The organism is Leptotrichia sp. HSP-342, assembly GCF_041199995.1.
Classification (GTDB): Bacteria; Fusobacteriota; Fusobacteriia; order Fusobacteriales; family Leptotrichiaceae; genus Leptotrichia; species Leptotrichia mesophila.
In genome coordinates this window covers 515,568-530,777 of the sequence record NZ_CP165646.1, presented here as the reverse complement: position 1 = coordinate 530,777, position 15,210 = coordinate 515,568, and the positions used below count along the sequence as shown (strand labels likewise).

Here is a 15,210-nt window from a genome sequence, read left to right as displayed (position 1 = left end):
TTGTCTTGACAAACTTTTAATTTATGATATAATTATTTTACCAATTAGCAAAAGACGGGAGATTTAAAATGAAAAAGAATCTTTTAAAATCAAAAATGAGTTTACACGAAGACAACAACAAAACATTGGCACACAAGCTAAAAATAACTCCTTCAGCATTTTCACGAAAAATCAATGGAAGTAGTAATTTTACTATTGAAGAAATGAAGTTTATTAGGAAGGAGTATGGATTGAGTGATGTTGAGTTTTTGGATATTTTTTTTTAATAATTGATTTGCTAAACGGTAAAAATATAAAAAGAATGGAGGATTTTTTTTTGAATGAAAATGAAAAAAGTAAAATTTTTAAATTATTTATTCAGAATTGATGAGAGAAATAATTTATTTACAATAACTAGTGTGGTATTAAATTTTATTATATTTTTTAATTTAATATTTACGGAATTTATTTATCCTAAAAAATTACGTGCGTGATATAATTTATCAGAATCTAAGTTTTATCCAATAAAACAGGCAAATAAAAATATTGAGAAAATAAATACTAAATTGAAGTTTCTTACTATTAGCCTAACATTTTTAATAATAATATTAACAATTTTATTAGTAGTGATATTTATAAAACATTATATAAAAAATGAAGTTTCGGAAATTTTTAAATTGAGCTATATATCATTAATTTCAGCTGTTCTATCAATAGTTATTGAAAAAATTATCAAAACTGAAACTTTTTCACTTTTTATAATATTGTTAGCAATAATAATCAATATTTGGAAACTTTTTACAGATAATAAACATAAGAATGAAAAGTTAAATTTTTTTGAAACAGAATCAGAAAAAACAAAATATAAGCAATCAGAAAATTCTACTAACGAAGATATAGATTACAATAATAAAAAATATAAATTTAAAGACAATATTGTAATTTTGTTATTAATTAGTACTATAATCGTATTAATAAATATTTCTGGTTGGTTGTATTTTATTAATAAAAAAAATAATGGAAATTTGACTAAAAAAGAAAATACATCTAAAGACAATGCTACAATAATAGAGGATAAAAATAAAAGTAATGAAAAAACTAAAAATATTTCTTCCAATAATGGTAATTATGAAGTTATTACCGGTTATGAATATAAAAAAAATAATGGAAAAACTTCAACATTTTCTAAAAGAAGTTTAGGGTATGAGCAGACTTTAATAGGAGTAGAAAACCAATATCAGGCTTATATAGATATAAAAGCTGAATATTGTGAGGCAATAAAAGAAATTGAAAAAGTTGATAAAAGAATAGTGCCAGGAACGAATAAACCATTTATACAAGCAACATATATCGAAGTTGATGACGCTTATAAGGAATATTTACAAAAAATTGCACAAATTAGGCAAGTAGTAATTTTGGCAATAGCTGATGAAGATATGGAGAATGAAGCTGGTTGTCATTATAAAGGAACTTATTGGAATAATGCAAATTCGCAGTATAAGGCAAAACAGTTTTATAGTAATGAAGTAGACAATTATTATAATAATTATACAAATTAGGAGGAAATAAAATGGAACAAGAAAAAATATATAATAATACAAATGTAAATTTAAAACAGACAAAGTTAAAATTAGTATTATTTGTGATTTTAATTGCAGGTATAGTCCTTTTCTCAAAGGGTATTAGATACTATATTCCTAATCAAGAAATTACCTCTGCAAAAGAATATGTTGGTGGGGATGCCTATAATTATATTATGGCAGCTTCTATTAAAGGGGGAGAAATTTCAGGAACAGAAACTTCAAAAACAATTTATATATGTAGTGGTGTTTTATTGATTAGTTATTCTTTAATAAAATTGATAGAAAATTCAGATTAATTTTTAGTATATACAATCAGTTAATTAAATATTACATTTAACGAATATATTTTTTAAAGGATAATAATTATAATGAGAAAAATTGGTATTATATTGTTTACAATGTCCGTGGATATAATGAATATGGATATATTCATAAAAGCCAGTTGGTAAGGTAATTTTTGAAAAATTATTAATTTTAGAGGAGGATAAGTAATTATGAAAAAAATATTATTTTTATTATTGTTGGTATTAGGAAATTTATCATTTTCTGATTATATAAAGGAAGGGACTTATAACGGCACCAGAGAAAAGAAAATATTTTTAAAAAGTTATAAAACTGAGAATGGAATTAAATATTTCTTAGTAGCACTTAACGGATATGTTCAAGGAAATATTTTTGAAACTGAAGAAAAATCTTTTAAAATTAAAGAAGGAGAAATTGTAGAATTTTTATTGGATAAACATTATGAAGACTTTGTAGATGAAGAGAATAGAACAGATTATAATTGTACTTTAAAAGTAGCGTTTACAGAAAATAATGGAATTTTATTAGATACAGGTAATGATTGTGCTGGACCAGTCATAATGTCAAGTGGTAATTATTATTATTCAGAAAAAGACAGCAATGTACCAAAAAAATATTGGGGAAAATGGACATATAAAACTGATTCAGGATTTGATATATGTGCATACATAGATAAAAATATATTTGCACATGATTCAGATAATGGTAATTATCTAGTTGGTGTAAGAGAAGAAAATGGTGATTTAATATTAGATGGTCTTGAAATCTATGAAGGTGCACCAATTAGAAGAGAATTTAAATATAAATTTTTATCAAATGGTAATATAAATATTGATGTATATGAGGGAAGCACAGATGACAGACTTTACAATAGTTACAACAACTTACGAAAGCTAAAGAGAAAAGAGCTTTCTAAATGTAAAACATTTTTAGAAAATTAATTTATAGAATTTGAAGAAGAATATTTAAAATGAAAAAATTTATTTTATTAGGAATTGTTATATTAACTTTAGTGGCACAGGCTAATAGTTCGTTTAATATTAATAATAAAAATTATAATTATGATAAAATTAATGCTTATTGTTTAGAAATTTGGAAAACTACAAAAAATAATTCTAAATACATAACAACTTTTAAAGCCTCTTTGTGTAGAGTAAATGAGAATGTAGTTAGAAATGTTACAGTTATATTTGAAGATAATGATATAAATATTAATTATGATGTAAGTAAAAAATTATTCTTTGCTCCTGTTGGATATATTTCATATGCCAAATATAATTCAAATACTAATATTTGGAAATTAGGGGAACAGCTTTAAAAAGTTTGCCAGCAGGATATATTTTACCAATGATTTCAAGAAATATAGAAAAAGAATTTACTAAAATTGTAGATGAATATTTGATAGAAGTTTATAGAAATACATTGGAAATACCTACTGTTTCAGAAGGTAAATTTTTAAATGGAAATTATTAGAATGAAAAAAGAGGAGAAAATTTAAATGCAAGAAAAAATAATCAAACTATAATCAAAATTTTAATTGGAGTAATAATTATTTTATCTACAATTATACTTCTTAGTGGAATATTTTATATTTTAAATATGCAAAAGAAAATAATAAAATTAGAAACAGAACAAGAAGAACAATTGAAAAGGCAAGTGGAAACTCAAAATATGGCTTCTATACAATCAGTACAATCTCAACTTAATACAAAAAAAAGAAGCAGAAGTAAAAACAGAGCCAAAAGTAGTTAAAGCAAAAATAAATGCTCCAAAACCATCTTATGAAAAAGCGATGATAAATAGAATGAGACCTGTTGAAAATAAATTAGATGGATATACTCTTGATAATACAAGTTCTTGCACAGAATATGTCAGCTATCGAGAAATTTTACATAAAAAATGGGATAATGAACTTAATCAAATTTATAAACTATTAATGTCAAAATATCCAGAATCTCAAAAAATAGCACTTCGTAATGAAGAAAGAGCTTGGATAAAAAAGCGTGAGAAATCAATGGATTCTATAGCAAGTGAGATGAATGGATGTATAGGTGCAGCTGTAACAATTGTAAATAGTGAAATTGATACGATAAAAAGTAGAGCTATTGAACTCGCGAGACGGTATGATGGATTGTAGAAATAATATTTATAAGGAGAATTTTTTGAGAAAATTATATTTTTGATATTAAGCATTTTTGTTATATCTACTATAGGGTATTCTTATTTTATGACTGTAGAAGCAACAATTGAAAAACAAATTGCAGGTAAAAATAGCGAAAAACAATAAATAACACAATATACGTGATATCAATACTAATTTATTATTAAAAAAGAGTAGAATAAATTTACTTCAGAAATGAAAGTTTTTTATACATTTTTTTATAATCATATGAACAATTTAAATATGTTGAAATGTTAAAATTATTAAGAATTTAAAAATAAAGGAGAAGCTGTTAATGGAAAAAGATAATGACAATAAAGTAATCAAAATTTTAATAGGAGTAGTAGTTATTTTATCTACAATTATACTTCTTAGTGGAGTATTTTATATTTTAAATATGCAAAAGAAAATAATAAAATTAGAAGAAAAACAAAAAGAACAATTTAAACCACAAATAGAAAAGTCAGTACCAACTACTGAAGTAGTTCAACCTCAAACTAATAATGAAACTAAAGAACAAATACAACAAGCAACTAATAGCAAAGTTTCTTCGCAAAAAAGCAAAAAAAATTCCTCAAAAAAACAAACTATTAATTAAAATCAAGAAGAAATAGAGGATAAAGAAATTGAGAGAATAATTGATAATACTATAAACAAAATGAACCAACAAGAAAATGACTCTCCTAAAAATCAGGAAAAATACAATGAATAAATTAAGTAAAAAAATAGAAAATATACTAAAGTAATAGTGAAACAGAAGAAAATTTATAAAAAAAGCAATTATATTTATTTTTTAAATATGAATTATTAGTTTTAGTGTTGCGAAAAAGTCTAAATCGAAATTTTATATATTGAATGATAGTGAACTTTCTAGATTGTTTGTAAATGATGATGGTTGGTCATAAGATATGATAATAAGTATAAAAATGAAGGAATCTATACTAACAACTAGTGATGTAGTAAAAAATATTGTTTTATGTTTTAATTTTAAATATAGACAGTTAAAAAGAAATGATGTTAGAGAAATTGTGCTTGAAGTTGAAACTGTACTAAGTGAAAATAAACTTATTTATACCAAATATGTTTCAGAAAATTACAATCAAACAAGAGAAAGTAAAACAGATTAGTTTTTCAATAATATTTTTGGAAAAAACAATAATGAAAATTTAGCAAGAAAAATAAAATTATAAGTTAAAATGATGTGTTAGCAATTGTAACAATCGAAGATATCAAATATAATTTATATTCAACTAAAGATGTCAAAATTACCATTACTCAACTCCCAAACTTAAATTATACAGTAACTTTAAATTCAGGAATTAATAAAAAGCGAGTATAATTATAGGTACATATGTAGCAACTGATGGAATATTAACTTACAACAGAGAATTAATTATTAAGTAATAATAAAATCAAGCATTTATACAAAAAGGGAGCCAAATTAAACTCCCTTATTTTTTTTATCCAGTTTTTCTAAAATTTCTTCAAAATTGCTTTCTTGGGTTAAAGGATATTCACTAAAAAGGTCTTGAATTCTATCTATTTCAGAAGGGTCATTAATAGTATCACTTCTATCCAAATGATAAATTTCTAAAAAACTATACAAATTTTTTATATTATTGGTAGAATACAGAGTTAAAAAACGCAAAAAATCCTTAATGCCAATATTAAAATAATTATTATTTGGAGCTTTAACTATCACAACTTTTGGATTTCTAATAAAATCCTCAAGAGTTCCATACCTTAAGTTATTTTCATTATCCAAAGTATTTGTTATAAAAAATGAAAATCCTAGAGATTCAAAATAATCAATAAAAAGTAATATTTGCTTTAATTTTTTTTTTGATTTTTCGCCTAATAGTAAAGATGAAAGAATATTTTTAAAATCACTAATTTCCTCATTTTTAAAAAATTTTTTCAACACATCTATATTAATATCCAGCTCTTTAAAAATATTGACCAAAACATTAAATGGCACAGCTCTTTCTCCAGATTCATACTTCTGTATACTAACCTTTCCCAATCCCACTCTTTCAGCAAGCTGTATTTGTGTAATTTTCTTATTTTTTCTATGATTTCGTATTATAGCCCCTATTTCTACATTATATTCTTTATTTTTTTCATCCATATTATACCTCTTATTTTATTAATTATACATATTATACTATATAATTATGTTAAAAACAATGATAAAAGTACTATTTTTATAAAATATAGAAATATAAAAAATCAACAATAATAAATTGTACACTTAAACATCTTATAAGATGTTTTATCTTTTTTAAATATCATTGATTTTTTGATATTTTTTCATTTATTTTTACTAAATTTATTCGTTTTTTGTCAAAAAACAATATTTTTAAATTTTACATCTAAAAAAATACAAAATCAAAAAAATTAGGTTGAAATATCATAAAAAAAATTGTATAATAGGTTTACAACAAGAGTAAATAGTATTATTTTTTATAAAAAAATGATATTTTGAGACTTTATAAGATGTTAAAAAAATTTTTTTTCTCTATTATTAAATAGTAGTATAGAGAAAAAGAAAAAACAAAACATTTTTATAAATGAAATACAATGTTTTTTGTAAGTAGGAGGGGTAGAAAAAATGAGAATTGAATTTAGAAAGGAGAATGATAATGATTGAACAAAGAAGAAAAGTATATTGAGTATTATGAGAAAGGCATTAAAATATATGAAAAAGAGGAGTTTAAAGATGTTATTTCAGAAAAGAGATTATTGAACATAAAAAATTGCTATAATGAGTATTTATATTGGTATAATCATTCTGAATGGCTTCATAGAATTTTCAGATGTAAGAAATCAGCTTGTCCTGTGTGTAATTTAAAAAACAAAGCAATTAAATTTTATAATTTTAAAGATAGGGCCTTTGAATTGATGAAAGAGTACGAGGTGTTTTGCTTAACTTTAAATGGTAATAATGTTGAGATTGAAGCAAATAAAATAATAAAAGAAATAGACGATAACAACAAAAATTTGAAAAAGTTGTTAAATAGGCCCTTTATGAAAAGGATTGTGAGAGAATACTTTAAAGTAACTGAAATAAAGTATACTAATTATGATTCACTTCCACATATACACATTGTTTTGTTTGTTATAAAAGGAGTATATAAACATTTTAAAATAAACGAATTAAGACAACTAATTACTCAAGAATGGAAAAAATCCAAAGGATTTAATGCTAATGTAGAATTAAAGAAAGTTGGAACACAAAAAAAACTAGAAAAAACAATAAATTATTTGACAATAGCAAAGAAAAAACAATTAACGGCTCTATTTAATAATACCAATGCTTTAAAAACTCATTTAGAAGTTATTGATAGAAAAAGATTATTTGTTTGGAGTAGAGATTGAAACTAAGGAAAGGATGAAAAATGGATGAAAAAGATGATATGAAGAAGTCTATTGAAAAGCATTGTCTTGAGTGCTGGGATGATGATGAGCAAAAAGTTATAAATTGCCCTTATAAAAATTGTCCTTTGTGGAAATATAGGATAAAAGAGTTAAAAAATTCGAGAAAGTAAAAAATTGTGAAACCTATATATGAAATTTTAAAGGACAATTTACACAGATAAGTTAGGTAATATAAGGGATAATTAAGTAAAAAATAGTTATAAATCAAGACAGGAGCATTGAAAAAATACTTTAAATTACTAAGTAAATTAGTTAGGAGTTGAAAGTAGAATGAGTGTTGATAAAAATAAAAGGAAGGACTTAACAAAAGCCCCTCGTAAGCACTTTTATTCTATCACACTCTTCAAAAAAAATAAATAAGTTTTTTAAAAATGAAATGGAGAGTGATTTAATTGAATTTGGAATTAAAAAAAGAAATGTATAATATTTTGAAAGATAAGATTAGGGATAGAAAATTGAGTTATAAAAAATTATCTGAAAAAATGAGAATTTCAGAGAGTGGATTTAATAAGAAAATAAATGGAAAGTATTTTTTTACACAGGAAGAAATATTTTTGTTGAAAAGGATATTGAAATTAAAAAATTCTGAATTAATACAGATATTTTTTTAAATAAATATATTGCAATGAAAGAAAAATAATATTAAAATTATAGGGTAGAATGATACTGCCCTATAGCTAGATTTTAGAATGGGGAAGAAATGGCAAAAAATAGAACTAAGAAAGGAAATGGTAGAGGTAGTATAACAAAAACTAAAAAGAATAAACCTTACTGGGTACGAGTTACAGACTCAGTAACAAAAAAACGAGTATCGTTAGGACTGTATAAAACGAAAAAGGAAGCACAGCAAAAATTAGATGAATATTTATTTAATCCTTACAATTTAGAAACACATACAATGACATTTGAGGAAATATTCAATTTATTTAAAGAAGCTCAAGAAAAAAATGTTGCTAAGGCAACTTTTAAATCTTATATAAACAGTTATAAGAGATGTAAACCATTATATAACCTGATATTTAGGGATATAAAAGCTCCACAATTACAAAGTCTTATAAATAGTTTAAATTGTAGCAAAGGAACAAAAAGTATTACTAAAGGGTTTTTAAGTGTACTTTATAAATATGCTATAGAAATGGAAATACTAACTACAAATAGAGTGGAACATATAAAACTACCAAAAGAAAGCAAACCTAAAAAAATAAATATATTTACTGGCTATGATATTAAAAAATTGTGGGATAATATTAAAATTGATTGGGTAGAATACATTTTAATTATGATTTATACAGGAATGCGAATTGGGGAAGCTGTCAATTTAAAAAAAGAGAATGTTGACTTGATAAATGGAATCATATTTGGTGGAAATAAGACAGAAAAAGGAATGAATAGAAAAATCCCAATTCGTGATGATATTTACCCAATCATAGAAAATCTTTATAAAGATAGTCCTACAGATTATTTATTTTACAATAAGAATTGGGTATTTAAGAAAAAAAATAATGAAAATAAGCCAATTCGAGAAAATTATTTTCGTGAAAAATTTTATAAAACACTTGAAACATTAGGGATAGAAAAACACGAAACTCACGATTGCAGAAAAACATTGGCAACTTTTATGAGTAAATATCAATTAAATGAAGTTCAAATAACAGATATATTAGGACATGAAAATATAAACACAACAAATGATTATTATATTAAAGTAGATGAACAGGAATTAAAAAAATCCATTAACAGAATAGATTTCTTTAAGGGTGTAGTATAAAAATGTTATTTAAAAGTCTAAAAATGATACTTTGAATATATCAAAAAAGGTAACCAACAGGTAACCAACGCATAAGGTAAATGGTTATTTTCCCAAACTTTTAAAAAAATATAACAAAATATGGTAATGTTTAGCAGTTCAAAAAAAATTATCTCAAAATACCGTATTATTTGTCTTAGTAGGAAGAATAGCTATAAAAAAATATGCTACCCTTGTGATAGCATATTTAAAAAGGAGTTTTGAAGAAAAAAGTTTTCACTTTTTCTATTGGTCAGATATAATTATACAGAAGGATTCTTATAATAAAATTTTTAAATACTTTTTTTAAACTTTGAAAAAATAATACTCAAACTATATTATTTCTTATTATCTTCTGTTTCTCTATGTGAATTGCAGGTTGAAGCACCTGAACAGCTACAACAATCTGTTCCACAAAAATTTTTATTTTTCTTATAATCTTTATATATTTTTCTAAAGACTGCAAGCACAATTATAGCTGCAATCACAGCAACAATGAATGTTTTTACCATGTTTTGTTATCCTTTCAAGATTGTATGATTAATAATAAATTTTATTTAGAAAAATTATTTTAAAATTATATTTTAATCTAAAAATATATTTAAATTACAATAATTCTAGAATTATACAAATAATCGTGCGATATTAAAAAATAATACTGATGCAGCATAAGGTAAGATTAGTAACATTGATACTTGGAATACTAATAATTTCCATCCAAACTCCTGTTTTAATGCTCCCATTGCTACAGCACATGGTACTACAAGAAGAACATACAACATAAATGAATAAGCTCTTATTGGACCATATTTGTCATTCCATAGATTTCTAATTGCTGGAACGATATTTCCTCCAGCATCTTCATCGAGATCTTTCTGGCTTTTCATTTCCAATGTTGAAATTTTGAAAGTCGCAATATGTCCTAAAGATTTTATAGAATTAAGTACAGCATTTCCTAGGCCAATTCCTTGCTCTTTTAAGTCATTTGCAAAATTATATTCCTGTTGCTCATCCTCTTCCTCTGACAATAAAATTTGCCCTAAAAATCCTACAACAGTTTCCTTTGCTATGATACTTGGCACAATGGAAGCCACAGGTTCCCATCTATCACCAAAACCAGTTGGCTTAAAAACAGGCTGAACAACTTTTGCTGCTTGTCCTAAGTAAGAATTTTCAGCATCTCCTTTATTTGGAAAATATTGGAAAAACCAGATAATTAACAGAATTCCTAAAATTACTGTAGTTGCTTTTTTTATATAGGCAAAAGTTTTTGATTTCATATTGTTCCATACAACTTTTGCACTTGGTAATCTATATGGAGGCAATTCTATTAGAAGTTCCGTGTTATTTCCCTTGAAGTAATTGAACCTTTTTAGTATAAATGCCACAAAAAGAGCCATAAATACTCCAAAAAGATAAATTGAAACTACAACTAAGGCTGCCTGTTTGCTGAAAAAAGCTGCCGCAAGAAGAGAATAGACTGGAAGTCTTGCGCCACAAGACATAAAAGTGGCAATAACCCCTGTCAGCCTTCTTGTTTTCTCATCTTCTAATGTTCTTGTAGAATAAATTGCTGGGACTGTACATCCAAAACCGATTAACATTGGGATAAATGCTTTTCCAGAAAGCCCAACCTTTGTCATCATTTTATTCAGAATAAACGCTACACGTGCCATATACCCACTTTCTTCAAGAATTGCCATAAAAAAGTAGATAAAGAACATAAGCGGAACAAATGTCAAGACTGAACCTACTCCAGCAAGAATCCCTTCCAGCACAAAGCTGCTAAGCCAGTCAGGAACTCCTTCAATAGCATGTCCTACGTATTTTATTACAAAATCACTAAAAAATCCGTCAATCCAGTCAATAAAGGGCGAACTTCCATCAAATACAATAACAAACACTGCATAAATTATAGCAAGAAATGCGATTCCGCCCAAAAATTTATTTAGAAGTATTTTATCAATTTTATCTGTCAAGGCAAATTTATTTCCAGTACCTCTTGTTAAGTTTGCTGAAATAATTCCACGCACAATTCCGTATCTTGCTCTTGCCAATATGTCTTCAGCTTCAATTCCATAATGTTCCTCAAGATTTTTCTTCTCAAGACTTCCAACATCTAATAAGTTGATCCCAAATTCATTTTTTACTCTTGCTATTACATTTGTATCATTTTCTAAAATTTTGATAACAAGCCAGTCAACAGAGTATCTTTCTAGTATTTTTTTATAGGATTTCTCATTTTTTAATTTATTTTTCAAAGTTTCAATATTACTTTCAATTTCTTTCTCGAATAAAAGTCTGTGTTGTTTATGTTCTGATAAAGTTTGTTTTGAAATTTCAACTACTTTTTCCATAAGCTTATCTACGCCATTTCCAGATTTTCCACTTGTAAAGACTACTGGGATACCAAGCTGCTTTTGAAATCTGTCCACATCCAGCTTATAACCAATTCTTTTAAATTCATCCTCAAAGTTAAGTGCCATAACGATTGGAATGCCAAGTTCCTTTAATAGAGCTGTTAAGTAAATATTTTTCTCAAGCGATGTCGAATCCATAACATTGATTATTACATCAACTTTTTCATTTAATAAAAAATCTCTTGAAACACGTTCTTCAGGAGTATTTATTGATAAATTGTAAATTCCCGGCAAATCGATAAGTTTTATATCTTCATTGCCTATCTTAAAAAAACTTCTTTTTTTCTATTGTTACTCTGGCCAGTTTCCTATTTTTAAACTTGCATGTGAGATTTGATTAATTAAAGCGGTTTTTCCTACGTTAGGATTTCCAACAAATGCTACGTTTATCATTTTACCACCTCAATTTGAATATGATTTGCTAAATTTGTACTGATTACGATTTTTGTTTCCACTGTTTTTATTAAAATATTTCCATTTGCAATATTTTCTATTGTACATGCGTCGCCTCTGCAAACTCCCAAACTTAATAATCGTGTATCCAATGTCCTCTCATCAATATCTTTTAGCAAAAATTTCTCTCCAATTTTTCCTTCCACTAGAGTCATTTTAGTCCATCTCCTCTCATTATTATTTTTGATTTCTGAAGTTTTTTTATTTAAAATAATTTTAAAATAAGTTTTTTGATAAACTTTTAAAGATTCACTTTAAAATTATTTCAAAAGTGTAACAAACACTCTGAAATCCAAATATTTTAGCTATCAAATTAATTTTATACCTTTTTAAAAAATCATGCAAGTTTTTTCTTTTTAAAAAAACATGACATTCTGATAAAATGTTATGAATATATCTGATTCTTTATTTTAACGAAATTATTTACCAATGTTTTTTCTAAATTCGTCTTTTTTATCAAGCAATATAATGTCTTCTCCCATTTTTGCCTTAATTTAATATTTTCTCTGCCCCAGAAGTACATGGCATATAAAATATTTGAAAATGAATGTTTATTGCTAATTTAAAATATAAAAAATCAATGGAAGAAGTAAATAAGGCTTTAGAGGCTCATTTAGAATATCTTGACAAATATTTTGAAAAAGGGAAATTTATATGTACAGGGAAGAAAAGTTTTCCTGAATTAGGAGGAGTAATCTTGTTTAATTCTAACAATTTAGAAGAAGCAAAAAAAATATTGTATGAAGATCCATTTTATATTGAAGAAATAGCAGATTATGAAATAATCGAATTTCAACCAGTTAAGTTTAGTCAAAATTTTTCAATAGAAAATTTATTTTATTAAATAATATAAAAAGAGCTTCTTTAAATTGTATATGAGGACAGTTCTTTATAAAATCAAAAATATCTAATAAGTTAATTTATTATTCTTTGTATAAAAAAATTCAAATGAATCCTTTATTTATAATTTTAGTATTCTGATTTTTATCTGCTCCTGTTACATTTTATTTGTATATGCACATCAACAAAAACTATTTTTTATGTCAAATTATATTTATTCCAATATTATAAATTATAAAAAATGTACTAAAGAGCAATATCCATTAATTTTGTTTTATAAATTTCTTATAAAATACTTGCAAATCAAAAAAAATGTGGTACACTTAAAATATGAGGTTATTCACTTTTGCTATAAATAAAAATATTGTAATTTTATAAAGTGAAAACATAAAAATAAATTTTATCTAAAAGGAGGCTCAAGATGGTAGGAATTATCGTTGCAAGTCATGGTGAATTTGCAGCTGGTATAAAGCAGTCGGCTTCAATGATTCTAGGTGAAGCAGAATTATTGGAATCAGTTGTGTTTATGCCAAGTGAAGGACCAGATGACTTATATAAAAAAATTCAAGATGCCATTACGAAATTAGGAACTGAAGAAGTTCTATTTTTAGTTGATTTATGGGGAGGAAGCCCATTCAACCAATCAAATCGTTTCTTTGAAGAAGCACCTGAAAAAAGAGCAATTGTAGCAGGACTTAACTTGCCAATGCTTTTAGCGGCTTTATCAGAAAGAGAAGACTTAAATACAGCTCATGAAGTAGCAAAGGCTATTGTTCCAGAAGGAAGAGATCAAGTCAAGGTTCGTCCTGAAGAATTACAGCCTAAAGAAACAGTAGCAAAAGCAGCAGCTCAAGACGACACGCCAAAAGGAGCAATTCCAGAAGGAACAGTTATCGGAGATGGGAAAATAAAATTTGTTCTAGCCCGTATTGATACACGTTTGTTACATGGACAAGTTGCAACAAGCTGGACAAAAGCAACAAATCCAAATAGAATAATTGTAGTTTCAGACACAGTTTCAAAAGATGAACTACGTAAAAAATTAATCGAACAGGCAGCGCCTCCAGGTGTACGTGCACATGTTATTCCACTTGACAAATTAGTAGAAGTTTCAAAAGATCCAAGATTTGGAAATACAAAAGCATTATTGTTATTTGAAAATCCTCAGGATGCACTTTATGTAATTGAAAAAGGTGTAGATATTAAAGAACTAAATGTAGGATCAATGGCACATAGTGTTGGAAAAGTTATGGTAAACAATGTGCTTTCAATGGATCAAAATGATGTTGACACTTATAAGAAACTTAGAGATTTAGGTGTTCAATTTGATGTAAGAAAAGTTGCTGCTGACAAGAGAGCAGACTTATTTAAACTAATTTCAGAAAAACAAAACGAAGGATTAAAACTTTAATTTTAGGAGGTTATTATGGATTTTAATATTTTATCAATTATTTTAATATTAATTGTCGCATTTCTAGCAGGAATGGAAGGTATCCTTGATCAGTTCCAATTCCATCAGCCAATTATTGCGTGTTCATTAGTTGGAGTTGCGACAGGGCATATAAAGGAATGTGTTATGTTAGGTGGAGCTTTACAGTTAATGGCTTTAGGTTGGGCAAATGTAGGAGCGGCAGTTGCTCCAGACGCGGCTCTTGCTTCTGTAGCTTCGGCAATTATTTTTGTTAAAGCTGGAAAATTTGATGCTGCAGGTCAAACTGTAGCGATTGGTACAGCGATTGCACTTGCTACAGCTGGGTTAGTTTTAACTATGATTGTTCGTACTTTATCAGTAGTTATTGTTCACCAAGCTGATAGAGAAGCAGAAAAAGGAAATTTCAAAGGTGTAGAATTATGGCATATGGTTGCACTTGCATGTCAAGGTTTACGTATTGCTATCCCTGCCCTATTATTGTTATTTATACCTTCTCCTGTTATTCAACATGCTCTTAAATTATTGCCAGAATGGTTTACTGATGGAATGAAAATTGGTGGTGGATTCGTTGTAGCAGTAGGATATGCAATGGTTATTAACTTAATGGCAACTAAAGAAGTATGGCCGTTCTTCTTCCTAGGTTTTGCATTAGCACCATTAAATGAATTGACATTGATTGCAACTGGTATTATAGGTGTATGTGCAGCTATTATTTACTTAAATGTTACAAATAATAAAGGTAACGGTGGCGGAGATGGCGGAGCATCTTCTTCTGGAGATCCGCTAGGTGACATTTTAAACGATTATTAATAAGG

Annotated in this window: 19 protein-coding genes and 1 pseudogene; 16 read left to right on the top strand and 4 right to left on the bottom strand. The window is 26.3% G+C overall.

Annotated features, from left to right (window positions below; translation table 11 throughout):
* Positions 1 to 68: 68 nt before the first annotated feature.
* The 9 genes from AB8B23_RS02595 to AB8B23_RS02555 all read left to right on the top strand — a co-directional run bounded on the left by AB8B23_RS02595 (position 69) and on the right by AB8B23_RS02555 (position 5,153).
* Entirely contained in the window at positions 69 to 266 is a 198-nt protein-coding gene (locus AB8B23_RS02595) for a helix-turn-helix domain-containing protein (RefSeq protein WP_369713281.1), read from the top strand.
* A 390-nt stretch (positions 267 to 656) separates the two neighbouring features.
* Positions 657 to 1,538, top strand: a complete 882-nt coding sequence (locus AB8B23_RS02590; RefSeq protein ID WP_369713279.1) for a hypothetical protein — start codon at positions 657 to 659, stop codon at positions 1,536 to 1,538.
* A gap of 11 nt (positions 1,539 to 1,549) precedes the next feature.
* Entirely contained in the window at positions 1,550 to 1,858 is a 309-nt protein-coding gene (locus AB8B23_RS02585) for a hypothetical protein (RefSeq protein WP_369713278.1), read from the top strand.
* A 198-nt stretch (positions 1,859 to 2,056) separates the two neighbouring features.
* Complete coding sequence (locus AB8B23_RS02580; RefSeq protein ID WP_369713277.1) at positions 2,057 to 2,806, top strand: hypothetical protein; 750 nt, start codon at positions 2,057 to 2,059, stop codon at positions 2,804 to 2,806.
* Positions 2,807 to 2,835: 29 nt separating this feature from the next.
* Positions 2,836 to 3,183 (top strand): hypothetical protein, encoded by a 348-nt coding sequence (locus AB8B23_RS02575; protein ID WP_369713276.1) that lies wholly within the window; start codon positions 2,836 to 2,838, stop codon positions 3,181 to 3,183.
* A gap of 29 nt (positions 3,184 to 3,212) precedes the next feature.
* On the top strand, positions 3,213 to 3,338 hold the full coding sequence (locus tag AB8B23_RS02570; protein ID WP_369713275.1) for a hypothetical protein: 126 nt from the start codon (positions 3,213 to 3,215) through the stop codon (positions 3,336 to 3,338).
* Positions 3,339 to 3,657: 319 nt separating this feature from the next.
* Complete coding sequence (locus AB8B23_RS02565; RefSeq protein ID WP_369713274.1) at positions 3,658 to 4,002, top strand: lysozyme inhibitor LprI family protein; 345 nt, start codon at positions 3,658 to 3,660, stop codon at positions 4,000 to 4,002.
* A 319-nt stretch (positions 4,003 to 4,321) separates the two neighbouring features.
* On the top strand, positions 4,322 to 4,624 hold the full coding sequence (locus AB8B23_RS02560) for an OadG family protein (protein WP_369713273.1): 303 nt from the start codon (positions 4,322 to 4,324) through the stop codon (positions 4,622 to 4,624).
* Between the two features lie 310 nt (positions 4,625 to 4,934).
* On the top strand, positions 4,935 to 5,153 hold the full coding sequence (locus AB8B23_RS02555) for a hypothetical protein (RefSeq protein ID WP_369713272.1): 219 nt from the start codon (positions 4,935 to 4,937) through the stop codon (positions 5,151 to 5,153).
* Positions 5,154 to 5,467: 314 nt separating this feature from the next.
* Here AB8B23_RS02555 and AB8B23_RS02550 read toward each other — a convergent pair whose 3' ends face one another.
* Positions 5,468 to 6,154 carry a helix-turn-helix domain-containing protein gene (locus AB8B23_RS02550; RefSeq protein ID WP_369713271.1) on the bottom strand — a complete coding sequence of 229 codons (687 nt, stop codon included), beginning with the start codon at positions 6,152 to 6,154 and terminating at the stop codon, positions 5,468 to 5,470.
* Between the two features lie 518 nt (positions 6,155 to 6,672).
* On the opposite strand from AB8B23_RS02550, the gene AB8B23_RS02545 reads away from it, so the two are divergent.
* The 4 genes from AB8B23_RS02545 (at position 6,673) to AB8B23_RS02530 (ending at position 9,232) form a co-directional block, all read left to right on the top strand.
* Positions 6,673 to 7,404, top strand: coding sequence for a protein rep (locus AB8B23_RS02545; RefSeq protein WP_369713270.1), 732 nt, complete (start codon positions 6,673 to 6,675; stop codon positions 7,402 to 7,404).
* 20 nt (positions 7,405 to 7,424) lie between these two features.
* Positions 7,425 to 7,574: a hypothetical protein gene (locus AB8B23_RS02540; protein WP_369713268.1), complete on the top strand. Its 150-nt coding sequence runs from the start codon at positions 7,425 to 7,427 to the stop codon at positions 7,572 to 7,574.
* 282 nt (positions 7,575 to 7,856) lie between these two features.
* Positions 7,857 to 8,075: a transcriptional regulator gene (locus AB8B23_RS02535; protein ID WP_369713266.1), complete on the top strand. Its 219-nt coding sequence runs from the start codon at positions 7,857 to 7,859 to the stop codon at positions 8,073 to 8,075.
* An 89-nt stretch (positions 8,076 to 8,164) separates the two neighbouring features.
* A complete protein-coding gene (locus AB8B23_RS02530; protein ID WP_369713264.1) occupies positions 8,165 to 9,232 on the top strand; it encodes a tyrosine-type recombinase/integrase in 1,068 nt (355 codons plus the stop codon).
* Between the two features lie 356 nt (positions 9,233 to 9,588).
* Here AB8B23_RS02530 and AB8B23_RS02525 read toward each other — a convergent pair whose 3' ends face one another.
* From AB8B23_RS02525 to AB8B23_RS02515, 3 genes and pseudogenes are all read right to left on the bottom strand, one after another.
* Positions 9,589 to 9,762, bottom strand: coding sequence for a FeoB-associated Cys-rich membrane protein (locus tag AB8B23_RS02525; protein WP_021742993.1), 174 nt, complete (start codon positions 9,760 to 9,762; stop codon positions 9,589 to 9,591).
* A gap of 111 nt (positions 9,763 to 9,873) precedes the next feature.
* A pseudogene (gene feoB / locus AB8B23_RS02520) lies at positions 9,874 to 12,063 on the bottom strand (ferrous iron transport protein B).
* Positions 12,060 to 12,278, bottom strand: coding sequence for a FeoA family protein (locus tag AB8B23_RS02515; RefSeq protein WP_006805216.1), 219 nt, complete (start codon positions 12,276 to 12,278; stop codon positions 12,060 to 12,062). Before AB8B23_RS02515 ends, feoB begins: the two are co-directional and overlap by 4 nt.
* A gap of 392 nt (positions 12,279 to 12,670) precedes the next feature.
* Here AB8B23_RS02515 and AB8B23_RS02510 point away from each other — a divergent pair, with 392 nt between their 5' ends.
* The 3 genes from AB8B23_RS02510 to AB8B23_RS02500 all read left to right on the top strand — a co-directional run bounded on the left by AB8B23_RS02510 (position 12,671) and on the right by AB8B23_RS02500 (position 15,205).
* Positions 12,671 to 12,967 (top strand): YciI family protein, encoded by a 297-nt coding sequence (locus tag AB8B23_RS02510; protein ID WP_369713262.1) that lies wholly within the window; start codon positions 12,671 to 12,673, stop codon positions 12,965 to 12,967.
* A gap of 417 nt (positions 12,968 to 13,384) precedes the next feature.
* Entirely contained in the window at positions 13,385 to 14,374 is a 990-nt protein-coding gene (locus AB8B23_RS02505; protein WP_021742990.1) for a PTS sugar transporter subunit IIB, read from the top strand.
* A gap of 15 nt (positions 14,375 to 14,389) precedes the next feature.
* Complete coding sequence (locus AB8B23_RS02500; RefSeq protein WP_369713261.1) at positions 14,390 to 15,205, top strand: PTS mannose/fructose/sorbose transporter subunit IIC; 816 nt, start codon at positions 14,390 to 14,392, stop codon at positions 15,203 to 15,205.
* Positions 15,206 to 15,210: the final 5 nt, after the last annotated feature.

Bases quoted from the DNA above. Each gene is read 5' to 3' on its own strand.
- AB8B23_RS02530 (WP_369713264.1), top strand. From the start codon at position 8,165: ATGGCAAAAAATAGAACTAAGAAAGGAAATGGTAGAGGTAGTATAACA.
- AB8B23_RS02525 (WP_021742993.1), bottom strand. From the start codon at position 9,762: ATGGTAAAAACATTCATTGTTGCTGTGATTGCAGCTATAATTGTGCTT.
- AB8B23_RS02580 (WP_369713277.1), top strand. From the start codon at position 2,057: ATGAAAAAAATATTATTTTTATTATTGTTGGTATTAGGAAATTTATCA.
- AB8B23_RS02515 (WP_006805216.1), bottom strand. From the start codon at position 12,278: ATGACTCTAGTGGAAGGAAAAATTGGAGAGAAATTTTTGCTAAAAGAT.
- AB8B23_RS02500 (WP_369713261.1), top strand. From the start codon at position 14,390: ATGGATTTTAATATTTTATCAATTATTTTAATATTAATTGTCGCATTT.
- AB8B23_RS02550 (WP_369713271.1), bottom strand. From the start codon at position 6,154: ATGGATGAAAAAAATAAAGAATATAATGTAGAAATAGGGGCTATAATA.
- AB8B23_RS02585 (WP_369713278.1), top strand. From the start codon at position 1,550: ATGGAACAAGAAAAAATATATAATAATACAAATGTAAATTTAAAACAG.
- AB8B23_RS02510 (WP_369713262.1), top strand. From the start codon at position 12,671: ATGTTTATTGCTAATTTAAAATATAAAAAATCAATGGAAGAAGTAAAT.
- AB8B23_RS02575 (WP_369713276.1), top strand. From the start codon at position 2,836: ATGAAAAAATTTATTTTATTAGGAATTGTTATATTAACTTTAGTGGCA.
- AB8B23_RS02565 (WP_369713274.1), top strand. From the start codon at position 3,658: ATGATAAATAGAATGAGACCTGTTGAAAATAAATTAGATGGATATACT.
- AB8B23_RS02560 (WP_369713273.1), top strand. From the start codon at position 4,322: ATGGAAAAAGATAATGACAATAAAGTAATCAAAATTTTAATAGGAGTA.
- AB8B23_RS02505 (WP_021742990.1), top strand. From the start codon at position 13,385: ATGGTAGGAATTATCGTTGCAAGTCATGGTGAATTTGCAGCTGGTATA.
- AB8B23_RS02595 (WP_369713281.1), top strand. From the start codon at position 69: ATGAAAAAGAATCTTTTAAAATCAAAAATGAGTTTACACGAAGACAAC.
- AB8B23_RS02555 (WP_369713272.1), top strand. From the start codon at position 4,935: ATGATAATAAGTATAAAAATGAAGGAATCTATACTAACAACTAGTGAT.
- AB8B23_RS02540 (WP_369713268.1), top strand. From the start codon at position 7,425: ATGGATGAAAAAGATGATATGAAGAAGTCTATTGAAAAGCATTGTCTT.
- AB8B23_RS02570 (WP_369713275.1), top strand. From the start codon at position 3,213: ATGATTTCAAGAAATATAGAAAAAGAATTTACTAAAATTGTAGATGAA.